Below are 17,788 nucleotides of genomic sequence, written 5' to 3' on the forward strand. Positions count from 1 at the left end.
GACGGAGAAAAAACAATGAACATAAAATTCAATCCCGACGAAACCTACCGCGACGACTACACCTTCACCAACAGCCCGGAGACCATCGCCCGCGCGCCCTTCCCGTTCCCCGATGACGACTACATGTACTCGATGAACCTGGAGCCGCATGTCTCGGTAGGTGACGGTGCGTTCAGGGCCGCGTTCGATATCGACGAGCATTACATCAGTGAGTGCAAGGACCGCGCGATCACCCTGGAAAAAGACCCGGGCATGCACTACGTCTCGGCGCCACACATGATGGAGGCGCAATGGGACTTGCTCGAATTGATCATGGAATCCTACGCACGCGACTATCCGCAGTACTTCAGCCTGGAGCGCGAAGGTCGCCAGTGGCACTGGATCAACCGCCTGCTGGACATCGACGATCGTTTCACCTTTGGCGATCCGGCGACCCTGCCCTATGAACCGATGGAATACGTAACCCGCCAGGCTCAGGGCGATTGGGTGCTGCAGGAAGAACGCGATGGCACGCTCTATTGGGGCGCGGGAATCGCCACCCAACGCGCCGATTACTCCCTGCGCTTCAACCTGGGCATGAGTTGGGAAGAGTTCCACGGACCGGTGCCGCTGGTGAAGGAAATCGGCATGCTCGATCGCGCGCTCAAGTTTCTGCTGCGCTTGCGCACCGGGCACCCGGTGCGTCGCCTGAATTGGTCGCTGACGGTCAATCCACGCCTTGAAGTCTCGGCCGAAAGCCTGCCGGAGTGGGCGCCGGACCGCACCCTCGTGACCGCGGAAAATGCCGGCAAGCTGGTGTACCTGCGGATCGAGTTGCAGCCGCTGCATCGATTGCCGCGCAGCAACGCCATCGTGTTCCCGATTCGTACGTATCTGCTGAGCCTTGAGGACATCGCCACCAACCCGGCGTGGGCGCGACGCATGCATCGGGTTCTGCGGGATCTGAACCAGCAACTGGTCGATTACAAGGGCTTTAGCCGCTACCGCGATGCGGCTGTTGAATGGCTGTCGCAGTACGACGACGAGCCCAAAGCCTGACGCGATCCCCTGTGGGAGCCAGCCTGCTGGCGATGGCGGTCTTCAGGGCGTCATCGCCAGCAGGCTGGCTCCCACAGGTTCTACCTCGCGCAATCCACTGCCATTAATAATGAGGAAATAACATGAGTGGCTCATCCAACACGCGTGCAAGCGTCAGTGCCGATCAGGATGCGGAACAGCTCCGCGCCCTCGGCTACAGTTCGGATTTCAATCGAAGCATGAGCCTCTGGGAAAACTTTTCCCTGGGCTTTACCTATTTGTCGCCGGTCGTCGGCGTGTACACGTTGTTCGGGTTGTGCCTGGCCGCTGGCGGTCCACCGATGTTCTGGTCCTACCTGCTGATCGGCGCCGGTCAGCTACTGGTGTGCTTGATCTTCGGTGAAATCGTCTCGCAGTTCCCGATTTCCGGCGGTGTCTATCCGTGGGCGCGCCGGCTGGTCGGCAAGCGCTGGGCGTGGATGGTCGGCTGGGTGTATGCCTGGGCCTTGTGCGCAACCATCGCCGGGGTTGCCGTGGGCGCCGGACCCTATCTGGCCATTATGCTGGGCTTCAACCCTGGCCCCGAAGCCAACATTTACATCGCGTTGAGCATTATTTTGCTGTCGACCGCGCTAAACCTGGTCGGTACCAAACTGCTGGCAAGGGTGGCGATGTTTGGTTTTCTCTGTGAGCTGGTCGGGGCGATTCTCGTCGGTGGCTACCTGTTGATCTTCGAGCGTCATCAACCCTTCAGCGTGCTGTTCGACACCTTCAACCTGCAGGTCAACGGCTCGTACTTGCCAGCCTTCCTCGCGGCGTCCCTGGCCGGCCTGTTCCAATACTACGGCTTCGAGGCCTGCGGCGATGTAGCCGAAGAAACCCCGAACCCCGGTAAGCGCATTCCCAAAGCCATGCGCATGACCATCTACATTGGGGGTGCAGCAGCGATGTTCGCGTGCCTGGCGCTGATCCTTTCAGTGCCGGACATGGCCAGGGTCCTCGCTGGCGAAGACACCGATCCGGTCGCCACCATCCTGGCCAATGCCTTCGGCCCGGTCGGATCGCGCCTGGTGATGGCGGTGGTCATGGTGTCTTTCATCTCCTGTGTGTTGAGCCTGCAAGCGGCGGCCAGCCGTCTGTTGTTCGCCTACGCCCGCGACGAAATGATCATTGGCAGTTCACTGCTCAAGCGCCTGTCGGGCAACCACGTGCCATCGTTTGCCTTGATGATCAGCGGCCTGGTGCCGGCGGCCATTGTTTGCCTGGGAATGTTCATGGCCGATGCGGTGGCGACCATCGTCGGCTTCGCGGCCATCGGCATCTACGTCGCCTTCCAGTTGATCGTCATCGCGGCCCTGATCGCCCGCGCCAAGGGCTGGCGCCCGAACGGTCAATTTACCCTCGGTGCATGGGGCCTGTGGGTGAACCTGGCTGCGCTGCTGTATGGCCTATGCGCAATCGTCAACATGGTCTGGCCACGCTCGCCGGATGCCCCTTGGTACATCAACTACGCGATGATCCTGACCACGCTGGTGGTGATGGGTGCGGGTCTGGTCTACATGCTGCTGGGCAAGCCCTACGACAAGGGCACGGCGCCGGCTGGGGATGCGTGGAAGTTTTCGAAACCGCAGGTCAAGGCAGCTGATGTGTCCGGGGCGGCGGTCAATAGACCGACGATTTGAAGACATATAAATAAATCCCTGTCGAAACCGAACTTCTGTAGGAGCTGCCGCAGGCTGCGGCAGCTCCTACAGGGTCCGGTTTCTCCAGAAGACATAACAACAGTTCTGAAGAGGACATAGAGATGCAAACCAAACTCCTGATCAACGGCCAACTGATCGATGGCGAAGGCCCCGCTCAAGCCGTGTTCAACCCGGCCCTCGGCCGCGTTCTGGTGGAGATCAACGAAGCCAGCGAAGCCCAGGTCGATGCCGCCGTGCGCGCCGCCGATGCCGCGTTCGACAGCTGGTCGCAAACCCCGCCGAAAGACCGCTCGCTGCTGCTGCTCAAACTGGCCGACGCCATCGAAGCCCACGGCGAAGAACTGGCCAAGCTGGAATCGGACAACTGCGGCAAGCCCTACAGCGCTGCGCTGAATGACGAGATCCCGGCGATTGCCGACGTGTTCCGCTTCTTCGCCGGCGCCAGCCGCTGCATGAGCGGTTCGGCGGGTGGCGAATACCTGCCCGGCCACACCTCGATGATTCGTCGCGATCCGGTGGGCGTGATCGCCTCCATCGCGCCGTGGAACTACCCGCTGATGATGGTCGCCTGGAAAATCGCCCCGGCCCTTGCTGCGGGTAATACCGTGGTGCTCAAGCCGTCGGAACAAACGCCGTTGACGGCGTTACGCCTGGCCGAACTGGCGTCGGAGATTTTCCCGGCCGGCGTACTCAATCTGGTGTTTGGCCGGGGTCCTACCGTGGGCAGCCCTCTGGTCACCCACCCGAAAGTGCGCATGGTGTCGCTGACCGGTTCGATCGCCACCGGTTCGAACATCATTTCCAGCACCGCCGACAGCGTCAAACGCATGCACATGGAACTGGGTGGCAAAGCCCCGGTGATCATCTTCGACGACGCGGACATCGACGCCGCCGTGGAAGGCATTCGTACTTTCGGTTTCTACAACGCCGGCCAGGATTGCACCGCGGCGTGCCGCATCTACGCCCAGGCGGGGATCTACGAGCAGTTCGTCGAGAAGCTCGGTGAGGCCGTGAGCAGCATCAAGTACGGCTTGCAGGACGATCCGTCGACCGAGCTGGGGCCGCTGATCACCGCGCAACACCGCGACCGCGTGGCCGGGTTCGTCGAGCGCGCCGTGGCGCAGCCGCACATCCGTTTGATCACTGGCGGCAAGGCCGTGGAAGGCAACGGCTTCTTCTTCGAGCCGACAGTATTGGCGGATGCGCAGCAGGATGACGAGATTGTCCGTCGTGAAGTGTTCGGGCCGGTGGTGTCGGTGACGAAATTCACCGATGAAGCGCAGGTGCTGGGTTGGGCCAACGATTCGGACTACGGCCTGGCGTCATCGGTCTGGACCTCGGACGTCGGCCGTGCGCATCGCCTGTCGGCGCGCCTGCAGTACGGCTGCACCTGGGTGAACACGCACTTCATGCTCGTCAGCGAAATGCCCCATGGCGGTCAGAAATTGTCCGGTTACGGGAAGGACATGTCGATGTACGGGTTGGAAGATTACACCGTGGTCCGGCATGTGATGTTCAAGCACTAACAGCATCGCTGGCAAGCCAGCTCCCACAGGGTTGGGGTGTACTCCGGTCCTGTGGGCAACCACAAAACTTGTGGGAGCTGGCTTGCCAGCGATGGCGTCACCCCAGTCCCAACAGCCAAAACACAATCCCTGTGGGAGCCAGCCTGCTGGCGATGACCTCGCCTCGATCACAACGTCCTCTGCCCGTTCCCGATCCCCTTGGCAATGTCCACCCCCCAATCCAGCGCCGCTTCCATGTCCAGCAAGTGCGGCTTGGGGTCTGGATCTTCAAAAATGACCGTGCCGTCCGGTCGGTAAACACCGATCAACATCTTCAACGAGCCGTCTCTCAATATTTCCGCTTTTACCTCGATGGTGCATCCATTCGACAACGTCTCCTTATGGTCCAAATGGCGTTCAGTCATTGCAGCAATCCTCCGGTCGTTGAAGTCCGAGTCAGGTGTTCCCCTGCACTCATGTTAGCTCACCATTTCGCACCAAAATGGCCCACTGAACCGCCTGAAAACAGCGCCCTGACAGCGGCGCAATGCCACCTATACTCAAAACCACCGCCCCCTCGGGGTCTGCACGTCCAACAATAAAAAGCAGAGGTGGAACATGGTTTGGCAGCAAATCTACGATCCGTTCAACAACCCGGTCATCTCCACGATCATGGCCGCCGTGCCGGTCGTGGTGATGCTGGCTTCCCTGGCTTTCTTTCACATCAAGGCGCATCTCGCTGCACTGCTTGCCTTGGCATCGGCTTTGCTGATCGCCATTTTTGCCTTCGGCATGCCTGCGAACATGGCAGGGTCCGCAGCGCTGTTCGGTGCCGCCAATGGCTTGCTGCCGATTGGCTGGATCGTGCTCAACATTATTTTCCTGCACCGGCTGACCACCGAGAACGGTTCGTTCAAGGTGCTGCAAGACTCGCTGGCGCGGATTACCGATGATCGACGTTTGCAACTGCTGTTGATCGCGTTCTGCTTCGGGGCGTTCTTTGAAGGGGCTGCCGGGTTCGGTACCCCGGTGGCGGTGACCGGTGCCATTCTGATCGGACTGGGCTTTTCGCCCCTGGCCGCCTCCGGCCTGGCGTTGATCGCCAACACCGCGCCGGTCGCCTTCGGGGCGCTGGGCACCCCGATCATTACCCTGGCCAAAGTCACCGGGCTGGATGAAATGGAACTGTCGATGATGGTTGGCCGGCAGCTACCGTTTTTCTCGGTGCTCGTGCCGTTCTGGTTGATCTGGGCGTTCGCGGGCTGGCGCAAAATGCTGGAAGTCTGGCCGGCAATCCTGGTGGCCGGGGTCAGTTTTGCGGTACCGCAGTTCCTCGTGTCCAACTACCACGGGCCGATGCTGGTGGATGTGATCGCTGCGCTGATCTCCATGGCCTGCCTGGCCGGATTCCTCAAGGTGTGGAAACCCGCCACGGTGCACACCTCTGCGGCCCTGTCCGGCCGTGTCGACAATTCAAAAATCGACGCCGAGCATGACAAGAAGCCCGAACCCACCGCAACCTTTGCCAGCGACGCCAAGCCCGCCGTCATGCGCGCGTGGATGCCGTGGATCATCCTGACCGTCTTCGTGTTTGCCTGGGGCACCCAGGGCTTCAAAAACATGTTCGACACCCGTCCTGCCATCGACCCGGTCACCCACTCGGCCAAGCTTGATCCACAGGGCAAGCCGATGCGCGAAGCAAACCCGATCTTCTCACCGGCCCTGACATTCACCACCTTGCACCAGCAAGTCGAGAAGGTGCCGCCTGTGGTGCCTGCACCAAAAACCGAGGAGGCGATCTACAAGTTCAACTGGTTCACGGCGACCGGCAGCGGGATCCTGTTTTCAGCGATCCTCGGCGGACTGCTGATGGGCTATTCCATCCCGCAGCTGATCAGCCAGTACGTACGAACGTTGTGGGTGGTGCGCTATTCGCTGATTACCATCGCGGCGATGCTTGCGCTGGGCTACCTCACCCGCTATTCCGGGCTGGACGCAACCATGGGCCTGGCCTTCGCGGCGACGGGCATTTTCTACCCGATGTTCGGCACCCTCCTCGGCTGGCTCGGCGTGGCGCTGACGGGCTCGGACACGGCCTCCAACGTGCTGTTCGGTGGCTTGCAGCGCGTGACCGCCGAACAACTGGGGATCAGTCCGGTGTTGATGGCCGCAGCCAACAGTTCCGGCGGGGTCATGGGCAAGATGGTCGATGCCCAGTCGATCGTCGTGGCGTCCACGGCAACACGCTGGTACGGGCATGAAGGGGAAATTCTGCGCTACGTGTTTTTCCACTCGATTGTCCTGGCGATTCTGGTCGGCGGGTTGGTGACCTTGCAGGCGTATGTCGCGCCGTTCAGCCATATGGTCGTCGGTGGGCACTGACATTCAATGAAGACCTGTGGCGAGGGCGCTTGCTCCCGTTGAGTCGCGAAGCGGCCTTAAAAAAGGGACTGCTTCGCAGCCCAGCGGGAGCAAGCTCCCTCGCCACAGGTAGGGTGTCGCTATGAGTGATCAGCCAACAGGAGGTAGACAGATGACGCGTCTCACTGCGAAAGACTTTTCCCCGCAATTGCTCGAACTCTATGACTACTACGCTCACGGCAAGATCAATCGGCGCGAATTTCTGGACCGTGCGGCGCTGTTCACTCTCGGTGGGTTGACTGCCAGCGCCCTGCTGGCCGCTCTGAGCCCCAACTACGCCCTCGCCGAGCAAGTGGAATTCACCGACCCGGACATTGTCGCCGAGTACATCACCTACCCTTCGCCCAAGGGTAACGGCCAGGTTCGTGCCTATCAGGTCAGACCGGCGAAGGCCACCGGCAAGGTGCCGGCGGTGGTGGTCGTGCATGAAAATCGCGGGCTCAACCCCTACATCGAAGACGTAGCCCGGCGTGTGGCCAAGGCCGGTTTCATCGCCCTCGCCCCCGATGGACTGACGTCCGTGGGTGGCTATCCAGGCAACGATGACAAGGGGCGCGAGCTGCAAGCCACGGTCGATCCGGAAAAGCTCATGAATGATTTTTTCGCGGCCATCGAGTGGCTGATGAAGCACGACATGGGCACCGGAAAAGTCGGTATCACCGGTTTCTGCTACGGCGGCGGGGTCGCCAATGCGGCCGCCGTGGCCTACCCGGAACTGGGCGCCGCCGTGTCTTTCTACGGTCGCCAGCCTGAGGCAAAGGACGTGCCCCGGATCAAGGCCCCGGTGATGCTTCACTACGGCGAACTGGACACGCGCATCAACGAAGGCTGGCCCGCGTATGAGCAGGCGCTGAAAGCTGCGGGCAAGACGTACGAGGCGTACATCTATCCCGGCGCCAACCACGGCTTTCATAACGACTCGACACCCCGCTACGACGAGGCGGCGGCGAAGCTGGCGTGGGACCGCACACTGGCGTGGTTTCAGCGTTATCTGGTTTAAAGGCAATGCGACGACGCACTAACACATCCCGATTCCGATACGTCCTCTGTATGATGGCGCGCTTTTAGCGCGAGTCATTCATCGAGGAGTTTTCATGGACAGGCTTTACCGGACACGTCACAAGGGATTGTCCGCTCCGCGGTTCGCGCTCAATTGCTTCACCCTGGGCCTGCTGTCGGCCAACACCGCCCTGGCGGCCGAGACCGAGCTGCCAGCGCTGACCGTCACCGGCGAAGACACTTCCGGCTATCAAGCCGACAACGCATCGGTCAGTGGTTTCGATGCCGCCCCCTTGCTTGACACGCCGGCGTCGATTTCAGTTTTCAACGACGCCCTGATCAAGGATCAGCAGGCGCGCCTGCTCAGCGAGGTGCTGCGCAACGATGCATCGGTCGGCCAGAGCTACGCCCCGGTCGGGTACTACGAAAACTTCGTGGTGCGCGGCTTCTCGTTGAATTCCGCCAGTAGCTACAAGATCAACGGGCGCACCATCACTGGCGAGCAGAACGTCGGGCTGGAAAACAAACAGCAGGTGGAGTTGCTCAAGGGGCTTTCCGGCCTGGAAAGCGGCGTCTCCGAACCGGGCGGGCTGGTCAACTACGTGACCAAACGCCCCACCGATGTGCAGTCGGTGACAGTATCGACAGACGATCGGGGCAGCGGCTACCTGGCCACCGATGTCGGCGGTTTCTTCGGCAGCGAGCAGCAGTTCGGACTGCGCGCCAACCTCGCCCATGAAGACATTCATTCGTATGTCGAACACACCAACGGCCAGCGGGATTTCGCCTCCCTGGCGTTTGACTGGAACATCAGCCCGAACGCGCTCCTGCAACTGGACGCGGAGTACCAGACCAAGGAACAACGCTCGGCACCGGGCTACCAGTTACTCGGTGGCACGACGTTGCCGCACCACGCCTCACCGAAAAAACTGCTGGCTCACCAGAGCGGTTCCAGGCCGGTCACCACCGATGCGTTGAACCTCAACGGCAACTTCGAATACCGTTTCAGCGACGACTGGAAAGGCAACCTCAGCGCGTCGCGCAGCCGGGTGGTGATCGACGATTACAGTTCCTTCGCCTGGGGCTGCTACGGCGCCACCAGTTGCGCCGACGCCGCGGTGCCGAACTACTTCAGCCCCGAAGGCGACTACGACATCTATGACTTCCGCAGCCCCGACGACACCCGCCGCAACGACGAGGTCCAGGCGACACTCAGCGGGCGTTTCGACACGGCCGGCCTCGGGCACGAACTAACCGTAGGCACCAGTGCATTTCGCCGGGTGGTGGATAAACGCGACCCGATCAACGTGATGATCGGCAGCGGCAACATCAACCGCGAACCGGAAGACTTCGCCCGCTACGACGGACCGCTCAACGATTCCTTCCGCCGTCTGGACAGCCGCCAGTACGGACTGTTTTTCAATGACCGGATCAGTTTCAACGAACGCTGGCAAACCGTGCTGGGCGGACGCGAAGTGCGACTGGATGAAGAAACCTTCGACAGCCAGGGCGACACCACGCGCCACACCCAGCGGTATGAATTCCTGCCCCAGGCTGCGCTGATCTACAAGCCGGTGCACAACCTGTCGTTGTATACCCGTTACAGCAAAGGGCTGTCCCTGGGCGGTGAAGCGGCCTGGTTCACCACCAATGCGTTCGAGATCCTGGCGCCAACGGTTTCACGGCAGATCGAGGCAGGGATCAAGTACGACTGGCAGCGCATGACCCTCGGTGCGGCGTTGTTCCAGATTCGTCAGGACTACCAATACGCCCGGCCGAATGACGACGGCACCTTTACCTTTGCCCAACAGGGCGAACAGAAAAACACCGGGCTGGAACTGTCGGCCAACGGTTGGGCCACGCAGCGCCTGCAGATCAGCGCCAGCGTTGCGGCGATTCGATCGCGGGTGACCGGTACCGGAACGCCCGCTTATGAAGGCCACCAGACGATCAATGTGCCGACGATGCGTGCCAGCCTTTATGGGGATTATGCGCTGCCGTGGGTTGAGGGTCTGGCAGTGCTGGGCGGCGTGCAGTACAGCGCCAGCAAGTACGCCAGTCAGGTGGGTGAAGTGGAGACGGGGGCGTATGCGATCTTCAACGTCGGGAGTCGCTTCAGTACGCGCATCGACGGCTATGAGACGGTGTTCCGGCTGAGCGTGGACAACCTGTTTGATAAGCGCTATTGGCGCGACGCGGGGGAATACATGGGGGATGACTATGTGTTCCAGGGCGCACCGCTGACCGCACGGTTGAGTGCTTCGATCAACTTCTGATCCGGGTGTCTGACACGGCGCCATCGCGAGCAGGCTCACTCCTACATTTTGATCTGCGGTGGACACTGGATCTGCTTCCAACAAAAATCCCCTGTAGGAGTGAGCCTGCTCGCGATAGCGGTGGGACATTCAGCATCGAGGTATGCCTGACCCGGCCTGTTCCCACCGACGCTCCAACAATCTGCACCTATGCTGAAACTATCCACCCGAGGATCAGCCAATGTGCGGACGTTTATCGCAATACCGGGGTATTCACGATTTCGTTGCAGCGCTGAGCATTCCCGACGCGATGATCAATCACGTCGGTGATGAGCCGCTGGCCCGCTACAACGCCGCGCCTACCACCCAACTCGCCCTGCTGCATCTGGAAGACGACGGTCTGCACGCCGACACGGTTCGTTGGGGATGGCGCCCGCACTGGGCCAAGGATCGTCCGCCGCCGATCAATGCGCGTGTTGAAAAAGTCGCCCATGGGCCGTTCTTTCGGGCGATCTGGCCGCACCGGGCGATTGTGCCGATCGACAACTGGTTCGAATGGGTAGAGGCCACGGACAAGACGAAGCAGCCCTGGCTCATCCGCCGTAAAGACCGCGAAACGGTTTTCTGCGCAGCCATCGGCCAGTTTCCCAGCCGAGGCGCCGAGCCGCGGGCGGATGACGGATTCGTTATTGTCACGGCGGACAGCGCTGGCGGCATGCTCGACATCCATGACCGGCGCCCGATCGTGTTGTCACCCGAACTCGCGCGGGAGTGGCTTGATCCTGCGACGCCGAGGGAACGCGCAGAACAGATAGCGCTGATGCAAGGTGAAAGCAGTGACATTTTTGAGTGGTACAAGGTGGACAAAGCCGTCGGCAATTCAAGAAACCAGGGGCCGGCGTTAATTGAGAAAGTTGCTTGAACACTTCAACGAATCAGTCTTAGTTGTATAGACAGGCAGATAAGTTAAATCGTTACACTCACTGTTTCATCCAAGAAACACTATTGCTAAAGAGTGGCAGTTTGCCGCCTTCACCGCCTGTCTGACATTTCGATTGTCATACATACATTTGAGACGACTGCCGCTAGCATGCGCGCCGCCATGCCCATGGCCTCAGCTGGATTGACCGAAGAGTCAACAAGCGAAAAAAGAGCCCCTGAAACTCAAGCCTTGCAGAGAATTAAGTTGCGCGACGATTTATCTACCAATGTACCTGGTGGTCTGGAGTGTGTTTTTCTTTCGACCACTGAACGCTATGCACTCGATTGTTTTATCGGGCAATACATCAACACCCGAAACCTGCAATCAATACCCGCTATTGAAGCGGCCCTGCGCGCCGCTTTGCGCAACTATCCGGGTAAACATCCGGTGATGGTCAATGAGCTGAATGCCTGGATCGACAAGACATTGGGTTATCGGGCGGCTCACCCTGATGAGCTGCTTGTGGAAGATGTTTGAAGCACTGCGCTGAGTTAGCTTTCGAGCTTATTTCGAAAAAAGATCAAAAGATCAAAAGATCAAAAGATCAAAAGATCAAAAGATCGCAGCCTTCGGCAGCTCCTACATGGATCAGTGTAGGAGCTGCCGAAGGCTGCGATCTTTTGTTTTGGTCAGGGTTTCAACGGTCTTTCGATATCACGCTCCGATAACTCCCGACTCTCGTCATGTTTCCAATCCGGGATCGAACGTCTTTGCCGCTCGATTTCTTCTTGCGATGGTTCATCCGTGTCTTCATCCACGCCATTATCCGAGCCTGGATGCTTGGGTTCATTTGCCATGTTCACCTCTCTTCCTGAAGGGATCAGTCATCAGGTTTCAGCGTAGAACACATTCCGGCATCTGGCTCACAGCCACCAACGCAGCAGGAAGAAAAACGCCATGCTCAACAACATGCTCAGCAGCGTGTTGCGGGTGTAAATCACCAGCGCAACGGCCACCAGCGAGCTGATCAGGTACGGATTGTCCCACTGCAGGTTCAGTTGCCTGTCGGGCATAAACACGATAGGCCCGCAGATCGCCGTCAACATGCCGGGCACAGCGAACCCCAGAAACTGCCGGACATTACTGCTCAGGCGCACCGGCAGCCGTGGCTCAAGAAACACGTAGCGGTTGAGAAACACCAACGCGCCCATCCCGAAGATCACCGCCCAGACCATCATGCTGCTTGCCTCACATAGAATTTGTTGCAGAGAAACCCTGTGGTCATCCCCGCCAGTCCCGCCAGGACCAGCGCCGAGCCCAATTGCCAGTAGCTGAACAGCACCGAGCAGAACAACGAGACCGCCACGCAGGCCACCGTCGGCACGTTGCGCACCACGGGTGTGATCAGCGCGATGAAGGTCGCCGCGATGGAGAAATCCAGGCCCATATGCTCAAGCCCCGGAATGCTGCTGCCGAGCACGATGCCGGCCAACGTGAAGAGGTTCCAGGCGATGTAGAACGTCAGCCCGACACCCAGCGCGTACCAGCGGTTGAATTGCTGCTTGTCATACTGGCTGGTCAGGGCGAACAGCTCATCGGTAAGCAAAAAACCCAACCCCACCCGCCAGCGACCCGGCAAAGGCGAGATCACCGAGCGCAGGCTCATGCCGTAGAGCAAGTGTTGCGACGTCAGCAGCAACGTGGTCAGCAGAATCGAAAAGATACCGGCACCGCCCTTGAGCATGCCGATGGCAACCAATTGTGCGGCACCGGCAAACACAATGCCCGACAGTGCCTGGCCTTGTAGAGGTGTGAGATTCGCTTCAATCGCCATGGAGCCGGCCAGCAGCCCCCACGGCGCGGTTGCCAGGGATAACGGCAGGATCGCCACGGCGCCGCGCAAGAATGCGCTGCGAGGCAGGTGTGAGTTGGACATAACGCTCTTGACCGGAAAAAAGATGTCAGACTTTGCCAGCACTCATCGCCGATGGCTCTAAAAATTTGTCATTCGTTGAAGGGTCGCATTAATCCCTCCGCCCACTGCTCGCCTGACACCTCACGGAGTCGACATGCTGTATCGAATCGCCGCCGACGGGCTGGTGCTGTTTCACCTGTTGTTCATCCTGTTCGTGCTGTTTGGCGGGCTGCTGGTGCTCAAGTGGCGCCACTTGATCTGGTGGCACCTGCCCGCCGCCGCCTGGGGCGTCGCGGTGGAAGTCTTTCACCTGATCTGCCCGCTGACGGAATGGGAAAACCGCATGCGCCTGGCGGCCGGGCAAACCGGTTACGGGGGCGGCTTCATCGAACATTACGTGTGGCCGGTGATCTACCCCGCCGGCCTCACCCCCGCGATTCAGCTGGGGCTTGGCGCGGTGGTGCTGGTGATCAACGTTGGGGTCTATCTTCGAGTGTGGCGACGCGCCCATTGAATCAACAGATCGCCCGAGGACGTTGAACCCTGGCGCTCCCGACCCCGCGCAGGAACATTCTCGCCCAGGGCGATGGCTTGGCCGTGGGCTGGCAACGACCGCTTCATCTGACCTCAGTTGGCAATCACGCTCATGTTCCTGCCGCTGGCCTTGGCCACGTACAACGCCTTGTCCGCAGCGCGCACCAGGTCTTCGGGCTGATCCTGCGAGGCCGTGTTGTAAGCGCAGACACCAACGCTGACCGTGACCGTGCCCTCGACGCCCTCACTGTGCTCGATACCTGCCTGCTTGACGGCGCTACGGATTTTTTCCGCGATCAGGAACGCGCCCACATAGTCGGTAGCCGGCAACACCACCGTGAACTCCTCGCCGCCGTAGCGGGCAGCCAGGTCGCCGGGGCGCTTGATGTTGTCACGGATGATCGCGCTGATCTTGCGCAAACAGACGTCGCCCGCCACATGGCCGTACAGGTCATTGAAGCGCTTGAAGTGGTCGACATCGATCATCAGCAACGCCAGGTGAGTCTGGGTTCGCCGGGCACGCCCCATTTCGGCGAGGATGAACAGATCGAACTGCCGCCGGTTGGACAATCCGGTCAGGGCATCTTCCAGCGCCAGCAACTCCAGACCGCGATTGACCTCGAGCAGCTTTTCCTGAGCATCCAGCAAGACGCTCTGGATGTGATTCTGCTGCCTCATCAGCCGGATCAGCCGATAGCCCAGAACCCCAAGAAAACTCAGCAGCAAGGCGACAATGCCGGCACTGAGCAGGGATTCGTCGCGCCAGCTGGCGAGGACTTCATCTTTGTCCAGCGCGGTAAAAATGATCAGCGGGTAACCCTCGACCCGGCGGAATCCAACCACCCGTTCCACGCCGTCAACGATCGACTTGACCCTGGCAGTGCCTGAGTTGCCCTTGGGCAGCAATTGGGTAAACAGCGGTCCATTGGCAACGCTGGTGCCGATTTCTGCGTCTTTGAATGGCCGGCGCACGACAATGGTCGCATTGTCGGCGATCAGGTTGATCACGCCGTTGCGGCCCATGTCGATGCTGTCGTAAAGCCCGAGAAAATGATCGAGATAAATGGTCGCCAGCGCCACGCCGGCAAAGCTGCCGTCCGGATGATTGACCCGGCGCGACACGGTCATGATCCATTCGCCGCTGGAACGACTCTTGATCGACGGGCCTATGTGCGGTCCACGGTCGGGATGATCGCGATGGAAGACGAAATACTCACGGTCGGCGTTATTGGCATTGGGCATTTGGGCGCCGTTGGAGTTGGCGATCCACTGCCCTGTCGCGTCGTAGACGAACAAGCCGTGCAACTGGCTCAACTCCGTGCGCTGCACACTGAGCAGCCGTTGCATCCTCGGCAGGCGCGCAGATTCGACACCCTCGTTTTCCAGTCGCTCGACCAGGGTCAACAGCAGCGTGTCCGCTTGCTTGATCGACGCCTGGGCTTGCCACGCCAGGGTCTGCGCAAGGTTGGACATCGCCACTTCCTTGTCCCGCAGATTGTACTGGCGCGAACTCCAGGCTTCCCAGATGACGATAATCGTCATCGACAGACAGACCGCGACGAGCAGAACCACCACGGACCTGACCTTGAGCCTGGACACGGGCTGCTCACCGTTCAACGGCGTGGCGAGCCGGGCGTTTTCGATGCGTTCGTTAATGGACAGCTGACCCATATCATTCCCTGATTACTTATGATTTCGGCGTTTGCTTGACGGCGTCCAGCCAGGCGGGATCCAGTCGCGTCTGGTCGGCGTCAATGCCTAGCGCTTCCATTCGCGTTTTGTGCAGGTCAATCTCGCGATGCAACTGACCATGATCGCTGGAATTACCGTCCAGCTCATGCATCTGGCTCAACCCCAGATGATAGAAGCGTAGCAACTTCATGGCGCGAGGATCGTCGCGCTCCACCGCGGCCGTCACCTGGTGCATGACGTTGGTGACGCTCATCAGGCTACGCTTGAGTTGCCAACCGTAAACGGTCGATGCCATCCACGGCTGGTTCCAGAAATACCCGCGCATCAATGCAACCATCAGCAGCACTGCGACGAACACGCCACCGACGTTAAACCGCATGTTGTCGCCGCCGGGCTCGCCGAACAGCGCCACCGCGGCGGTCGACAACACCATTGCCAGCGCCAGGAACGTCAGGGCAATAATGACCGTGCTGCGCCGCGTCTGTTGTCGATAGGTCTGGGCGTTTACCGGCTGGATTTCAAACATTGCGGCGGGGTTCCTTGGATCAAGGGAAAGAGACTCGATGATAAAACTGCGGGGCATTATCGCCTCCCCGGCAGATTTAGCTATGCTGGAGCTCCTTTTCATCTTTTCATCGTCAAAGGGCAACGTGGCGATACTGCGCAGTTCGTGCCATCTTCTTTAATGGATACACACTATTCGGATGCCATTTGCCGATCCCCGTGTGAGTGACATCGTTTTAAGGATCATTGAATGACCCAACGCCATGTAATCAATGCCTCTGTCAGCCCAAAAGGCAGCCTGGAAACCCTTTCTCAGCGGGAAGTACAGCAACTGAGCGAAGCCGGATCCGGCAGCACCTACACCTTGTTTCGCCAATGCGCCCTGGCCATCCTCAATACCGGCGCCCATGTTGATAACGCCAAGACCATTCTGGAAGCCTACAAGGATTTCGAAATCCGCATTCACCAGCAGGACCGCGGCGTTCGCCTCGAACTGCTGAACGCGCCGGCCAATGCCTTCGTCGACGGCGAAATGATCGCCAGCACCCGGGAAATGCTCTTCAGCGCCCTGCGCGACATCGTCTACACCGAAAACGAACTCGACAGCCAGCGTATCGACCTGAGCAACTCCCAGGGCATCAGCGATTACGTGTTCCACCTGCTGCGTAACGCCCGCACCTTGCGCCCCGGTATCGAACCGAAAATCGTTGTCTGCTGGGGCGGTCACTCGATCAACACCGAGGAGTACAAATACACCAAGGAAGTCGGCCATGAGCTGGGCCTGCGCAGCCTGGATATCTGCACCGGTTGCGGCCCCGGTGTGATGAAAGGTCCGATGAAAGGCGCGACCATCGCCCACGCCAAGCAGCGCATTCACGGCGGCCGCTACCTCGGTTTGACCGAGCCCGGCATCATCGCGGCGGAAGCACCGAACCCGATCGTCAACGAGCTGGTGATCTTGCCGGACATCGAAAAACGCCTGGAAGCGTTCGTGCGTGTCGGCCACGGCATCATCATCTTCCCGGGCGGTGCCGGTACGGCGGAAGAGTTCCTGTACCTGCTCGGTATCCTGATGCACCCGGACAACGAAGGCCTGCCCTTCCCGGTCATTCTCACCGGACCAAAGCACGCCGCGCCTTACCTGGAGCAGTTGGATGCGTTCGTCGGCGCCACCTTGGGTGAAGCGGCGAAAAAGCATTACGAAATCATCATCGATGACCCGGCCGAAGTGGCCCGGCAGATGACCAAGGGGCTCAAGGAGGTCAAACAGTTCCGCCGCGAGCGCAACGACGCCTTCCATTTCAACTGGCTGCTGAAGATCGACGAAAGCCTGCAGCGCCCGTTCGATCCCACCCACGAGAACATGGCCAACCTGAAACTGCGCCGTGATCTTCCCGCCCATGAACTGGCCGCCAACCTGCGCCGCGCGTTCTCCGGGATCGTCGCCGGCAACGTCAAGGACAAGGGCATCCGCCTGATCGAAGAACACGGGCCGTATCAGATCCGCGGCGACGCGGCGGTGATGCAGCCACTGGATAAACTGCTCAAGGCATTCGTCGCCCAGCACCGGATGAAACTGCCCGGCGGCGCTGCGTATGTTCCGTGTTATCAAGTGGTTGCGTAAATAACCTAAAGCAAAATGTGTACTTGCGAGCCGAAGCTTTTACTTCGGCTCGCTGCCTTCTATGGAAAGAGAAATCACGATGCGCCAACGTAATGCTGCACGACTCCTGGTGATAAACCCGCAGAACGAGGTGCTGCTGTTTCGCTTCCAGCACAAGGGCGATGCCCTGGATGGCCGCGACTATTGGGCCACGCCAGGAGGCGGGGTCGAGGACGGCGAAACCTTTGAAGAAGCGGCGGTCCGCGAACTGCTGGAAGAAACCGGGTTGCAGGTCGACAACGTGGGCAGCTGCGTGGCCGAGCGCAATTTCACGATGATGCTGCCCAACGGCGAGACGGTGTTGTCCGTGGAACGCTACTTCGTCGTTCGCGCGGCGGGTGAGCAACTGACCCGTGATGGCTGGACCGTGGATGAGGCGCGAGTGATGACCGAGCACAAATGGTGGTCAGTCGGCGAGTTGGAGCAGACCGCTGAAACGGTGTGGCCGGAGCGCTTGATCGAGATGGTCGAAAAGGTGTGAGTTGAAACCTGAAACCTGAAACCTGAAACCTGTACCTCAGCGACTGACCGGAACGCCGTGCCTCTGCGACCTGACCCGAATTCCGTCCCCCCGCGACCTGACCCGATCCTTGTAGGAGCTGTCGAGTGAAACGAGGCTGCGATCTTTTGATCTTGTTTTTAATGATCAAAATCAAAA

At 59.8% G+C, this 17,788-nt stretch carries 17 protein-coding genes; 11 read left to right on the forward strand and 6 right to left on the reverse strand.

Features of this window, described 5'->3' with window-relative positions; translation table 11 throughout:
• The first annotated feature begins 15 nt into the window (after positions 1 to 15).
• From ACA063_RS16400 to ACA063_RS16410, 3 genes are all read left to right on the forward strand, one after another.
• Positions 16 to 1,038 (forward strand): heme-dependent oxidative N-demethylase family protein, encoded by a 1,023-nt coding sequence (locus tag ACA063_RS16400; RefSeq protein ID WP_497662487.1) that lies wholly within the window; start codon positions 16 to 18, stop codon positions 1,036 to 1,038.
• Positions 1,039 to 1,160: 122 nt separating this feature from the next.
• Positions 1,161 to 2,699, forward strand: coding sequence for an APC family permease (locus ACA063_RS16405; RefSeq protein WP_497662488.1), 1,539 nt, complete (start codon positions 1,161 to 1,163; stop codon positions 2,697 to 2,699).
• Positions 2,700 to 2,821: 122 nt separating this feature from the next.
• Entirely contained in the window at positions 2,822 to 4,246 is a 1,425-nt protein-coding gene (locus ACA063_RS16410; RefSeq protein WP_497662489.1) for a gamma-aminobutyraldehyde dehydrogenase, read from the forward strand.
• Positions 4,247 to 4,413: 167 nt separating this feature from the next.
• On the opposite strand, the gene ACA063_RS16415 is transcribed toward ACA063_RS16410, so the two are convergent.
• Positions 4,414 to 4,650, reverse strand: a complete 237-nt coding sequence (locus ACA063_RS16415) for a hypothetical protein (protein ID WP_497662490.1) — start codon at positions 4,648 to 4,650, stop codon at positions 4,414 to 4,416.
• A gap of 193 nt (positions 4,651 to 4,843) precedes the next feature.
• Here ACA063_RS16415 and ACA063_RS16420 point away from each other — a divergent pair, with 193 nt between their 5' ends.
• The 5 genes from ACA063_RS16420 to ACA063_RS16440 all read left to right on the forward strand — a co-directional run bounded on the left by ACA063_RS16420 (position 4,844) and on the right by ACA063_RS16440 (position 11,359).
• The gene (locus ACA063_RS16420; protein ID WP_497662491.1) at positions 4,844 to 6,607 is read left to right on the forward strand and encodes an L-lactate permease; all 1,764 of its coding nucleotides are present in this window, start codon (positions 4,844 to 4,846) and stop codon (positions 6,605 to 6,607) included.
• A gap of 151 nt (positions 6,608 to 6,758) precedes the next feature.
• Positions 6,759 to 7,646 (forward strand): YghX family hydrolase, encoded by an 888-nt coding sequence (yghX, locus tag ACA063_RS16425; protein WP_497662492.1) that lies wholly within the window; start codon positions 6,759 to 6,761, stop codon positions 7,644 to 7,646.
• 94 nt (positions 7,647 to 7,740) lie between these two features.
• Entirely contained in the window at positions 7,741 to 9,921 is a 2,181-nt protein-coding gene (locus ACA063_RS16430) for a TonB-dependent siderophore receptor (protein ID WP_497662493.1), read from the forward strand.
• Positions 9,922 to 10,141: 220 nt separating this feature from the next.
• Positions 10,142 to 10,822: an SOS response-associated peptidase gene (locus ACA063_RS16435; RefSeq protein ID WP_497662494.1), complete on the forward strand. Its 681-nt coding sequence runs from the start codon at positions 10,142 to 10,144 to the stop codon at positions 10,820 to 10,822.
• Between the two features lie 264 nt (positions 10,823 to 11,086).
• On the forward strand, positions 11,087 to 11,359 hold the full coding sequence (locus ACA063_RS16440; protein ID WP_497666540.1) for a hypothetical protein: 273 nt from the start codon (positions 11,087 to 11,089) through the stop codon (positions 11,357 to 11,359).
• A 152-nt stretch (positions 11,360 to 11,511) separates the two neighbouring features.
• Here the strand turns inward: ACA063_RS16440 and ACA063_RS16445 are convergent, their stop codons facing one another.
• The 3 genes from ACA063_RS16445 to ACA063_RS16455 all read right to left on the reverse strand — a co-directional run bounded on the left by ACA063_RS16445 (position 11,512) and on the right by ACA063_RS16455 (position 12,758).
• Complete coding sequence (locus ACA063_RS16445; RefSeq protein ID WP_497662495.1) at positions 11,512 to 11,679, reverse strand: hypothetical protein; 168 nt, start codon at positions 11,677 to 11,679, stop codon at positions 11,512 to 11,514.
• Positions 11,680 to 11,745: 66 nt separating this feature from the next.
• Positions 11,746 to 12,057: an AzlD domain-containing protein gene (locus tag ACA063_RS16450; protein WP_162439235.1), complete on the reverse strand. Its 312-nt coding sequence runs from the start codon at positions 12,055 to 12,057 to the stop codon at positions 11,746 to 11,748.
• Positions 12,057 to 12,758: an AzlC family ABC transporter permease gene (locus tag ACA063_RS16455; protein ID WP_490147879.1), complete on the reverse strand. Its 702-nt coding sequence runs from the start codon at positions 12,756 to 12,758 to the stop codon at positions 12,057 to 12,059. Before ACA063_RS16455 ends, ACA063_RS16450 begins: the two co-directional genes overlap by 1 nt.
• A 133-nt stretch (positions 12,759 to 12,891) precedes the next feature.
• On the opposite strand from ACA063_RS16455, the gene ACA063_RS16460 reads away from it, so the two are divergent.
• Positions 12,892 to 13,251, forward strand: a complete 360-nt coding sequence (locus ACA063_RS16460) for a DUF2784 domain-containing protein (RefSeq protein WP_497662496.1) — start codon at positions 12,892 to 12,894, stop codon at positions 13,249 to 13,251.
• Between the two features lie 113 nt (positions 13,252 to 13,364).
• On the opposite strand, the gene ACA063_RS16465 is transcribed toward ACA063_RS16460, so the two are convergent.
• Positions 13,365 to 14,942, reverse strand: a complete 1,578-nt coding sequence (locus ACA063_RS16465; RefSeq protein WP_497662497.1) for a sensor domain-containing diguanylate cyclase — start codon at positions 14,940 to 14,942, stop codon at positions 13,365 to 13,367.
• Positions 14,943 to 14,958: 16 nt separating this feature from the next.
• On the reverse strand, positions 14,959 to 15,489 hold the full coding sequence (locus ACA063_RS16470; protein WP_497662498.1) for a DUF3087 domain-containing protein: 531 nt from the start codon (positions 15,487 to 15,489) through the stop codon (positions 14,959 to 14,961).
• Positions 15,490 to 15,717: 228 nt separating this feature from the next.
• On the opposite strand from ACA063_RS16470, the gene ppnN reads away from it, so the two are divergent.
• Both ppnN and ACA063_RS16480 read left to right on the forward strand, forming a co-directional pair.
• Complete coding sequence (ppnN, locus tag ACA063_RS16475) at positions 15,718 to 17,091, forward strand: nucleotide 5'-monophosphate nucleosidase PpnN (RefSeq protein WP_497662499.1); 1,374 nt, start codon at positions 15,718 to 15,720, stop codon at positions 17,089 to 17,091.
• Between the two features lie 79 nt (positions 17,092 to 17,170).
• A complete protein-coding gene (locus ACA063_RS16480) occupies positions 17,171 to 17,611 on the forward strand; it encodes an NUDIX hydrolase (RefSeq protein ID WP_497662500.1) in 441 nt (146 codons plus the stop codon).
• The last annotated feature ends 177 nt before the right edge of the window (positions 17,612 to 17,788 follow it).

The organism is Pseudomonas sp. LBUM1643 (assembly GCF_059716215.1).

What these genes read in the sequence shown, in the direction of transcription:
- ACA063_RS16400 (WP_497662487.1), top strand. Translation starts at nt 16, where the DNA reads ATGAACATAAAATTCAATCCCGACGAAACCTACCGCGACGACTACACC.
- ACA063_RS16405 (WP_497662488.1), top strand. Translation starts at nt 1,161, where the DNA reads ATGAGTGGCTCATCCAACACGCGTGCAAGCGTCAGTGCCGATCAGGAT.
- ACA063_RS16410 (WP_497662489.1), top strand. Translation starts at nt 2,822, where the DNA reads ATGCAAACCAAACTCCTGATCAACGGCCAACTGATCGATGGCGAAGGC.
- ACA063_RS16415 (WP_497662490.1), bottom strand. Translation starts at nt 4,650, where the DNA reads ATGACTGAACGCCATTTGGACCATAAGGAGACGTTGTCGAATGGATGC.
- ACA063_RS16420 (WP_497662491.1), top strand. Translation starts at nt 4,844, where the DNA reads ATGGTTTGGCAGCAAATCTACGATCCGTTCAACAACCCGGTCATCTCC.
- yghX (WP_497662492.1), top strand. Translation starts at nt 6,759, where the DNA reads ATGACGCGTCTCACTGCGAAAGACTTTTCCCCGCAATTGCTCGAACTC.
- ACA063_RS16430 (WP_497662493.1), top strand. Translation starts at nt 7,741, where the DNA reads ATGGACAGGCTTTACCGGACACGTCACAAGGGATTGTCCGCTCCGCGG.
- ACA063_RS16435 (WP_497662494.1), top strand. Translation starts at nt 10,142, where the DNA reads ATGTGCGGACGTTTATCGCAATACCGGGGTATTCACGATTTCGTTGCA.
- ACA063_RS16445 (WP_497662495.1), bottom strand. Translation starts at nt 11,679, where the DNA reads ATGGCAAATGAACCCAAGCATCCAGGCTCGGATAATGGCGTGGATGAA.
- ACA063_RS16450 (WP_162439235.1), bottom strand. Translation starts at nt 12,057, where the DNA reads ATGGTCTGGGCGGTGATCTTCGGGATGGGCGCGTTGGTGTTTCTCAAC.
- ACA063_RS16455 (WP_490147879.1), bottom strand. Translation starts at nt 12,758, where the DNA reads ATGTCCAACTCACACCTGCCTCGCAGCGCATTCTTGCGCGGCGCCGTG.
- ACA063_RS16460 (WP_497662496.1), top strand. Translation starts at nt 12,892, where the DNA reads ATGCTGTATCGAATCGCCGCCGACGGGCTGGTGCTGTTTCACCTGTTG.
- ACA063_RS16465 (WP_497662497.1), bottom strand. Translation starts at nt 14,942, where the DNA reads ATGGGTCAGCTGTCCATTAACGAACGCATCGAAAACGCCCGGCTCGCC.
- ACA063_RS16470 (WP_497662498.1), bottom strand. Translation starts at nt 15,489, where the DNA reads ATGTTTGAAATCCAGCCGGTAAACGCCCAGACCTATCGACAACAGACG.
- ppnN (WP_497662499.1), top strand. Translation starts at nt 15,718, where the DNA reads ATGACCCAACGCCATGTAATCAATGCCTCTGTCAGCCCAAAAGGCAGC.
- ACA063_RS16480 (WP_497662500.1), top strand. Translation starts at nt 17,171, where the DNA reads ATGCGCCAACGTAATGCTGCACGACTCCTGGTGATAAACCCGCAGAAC.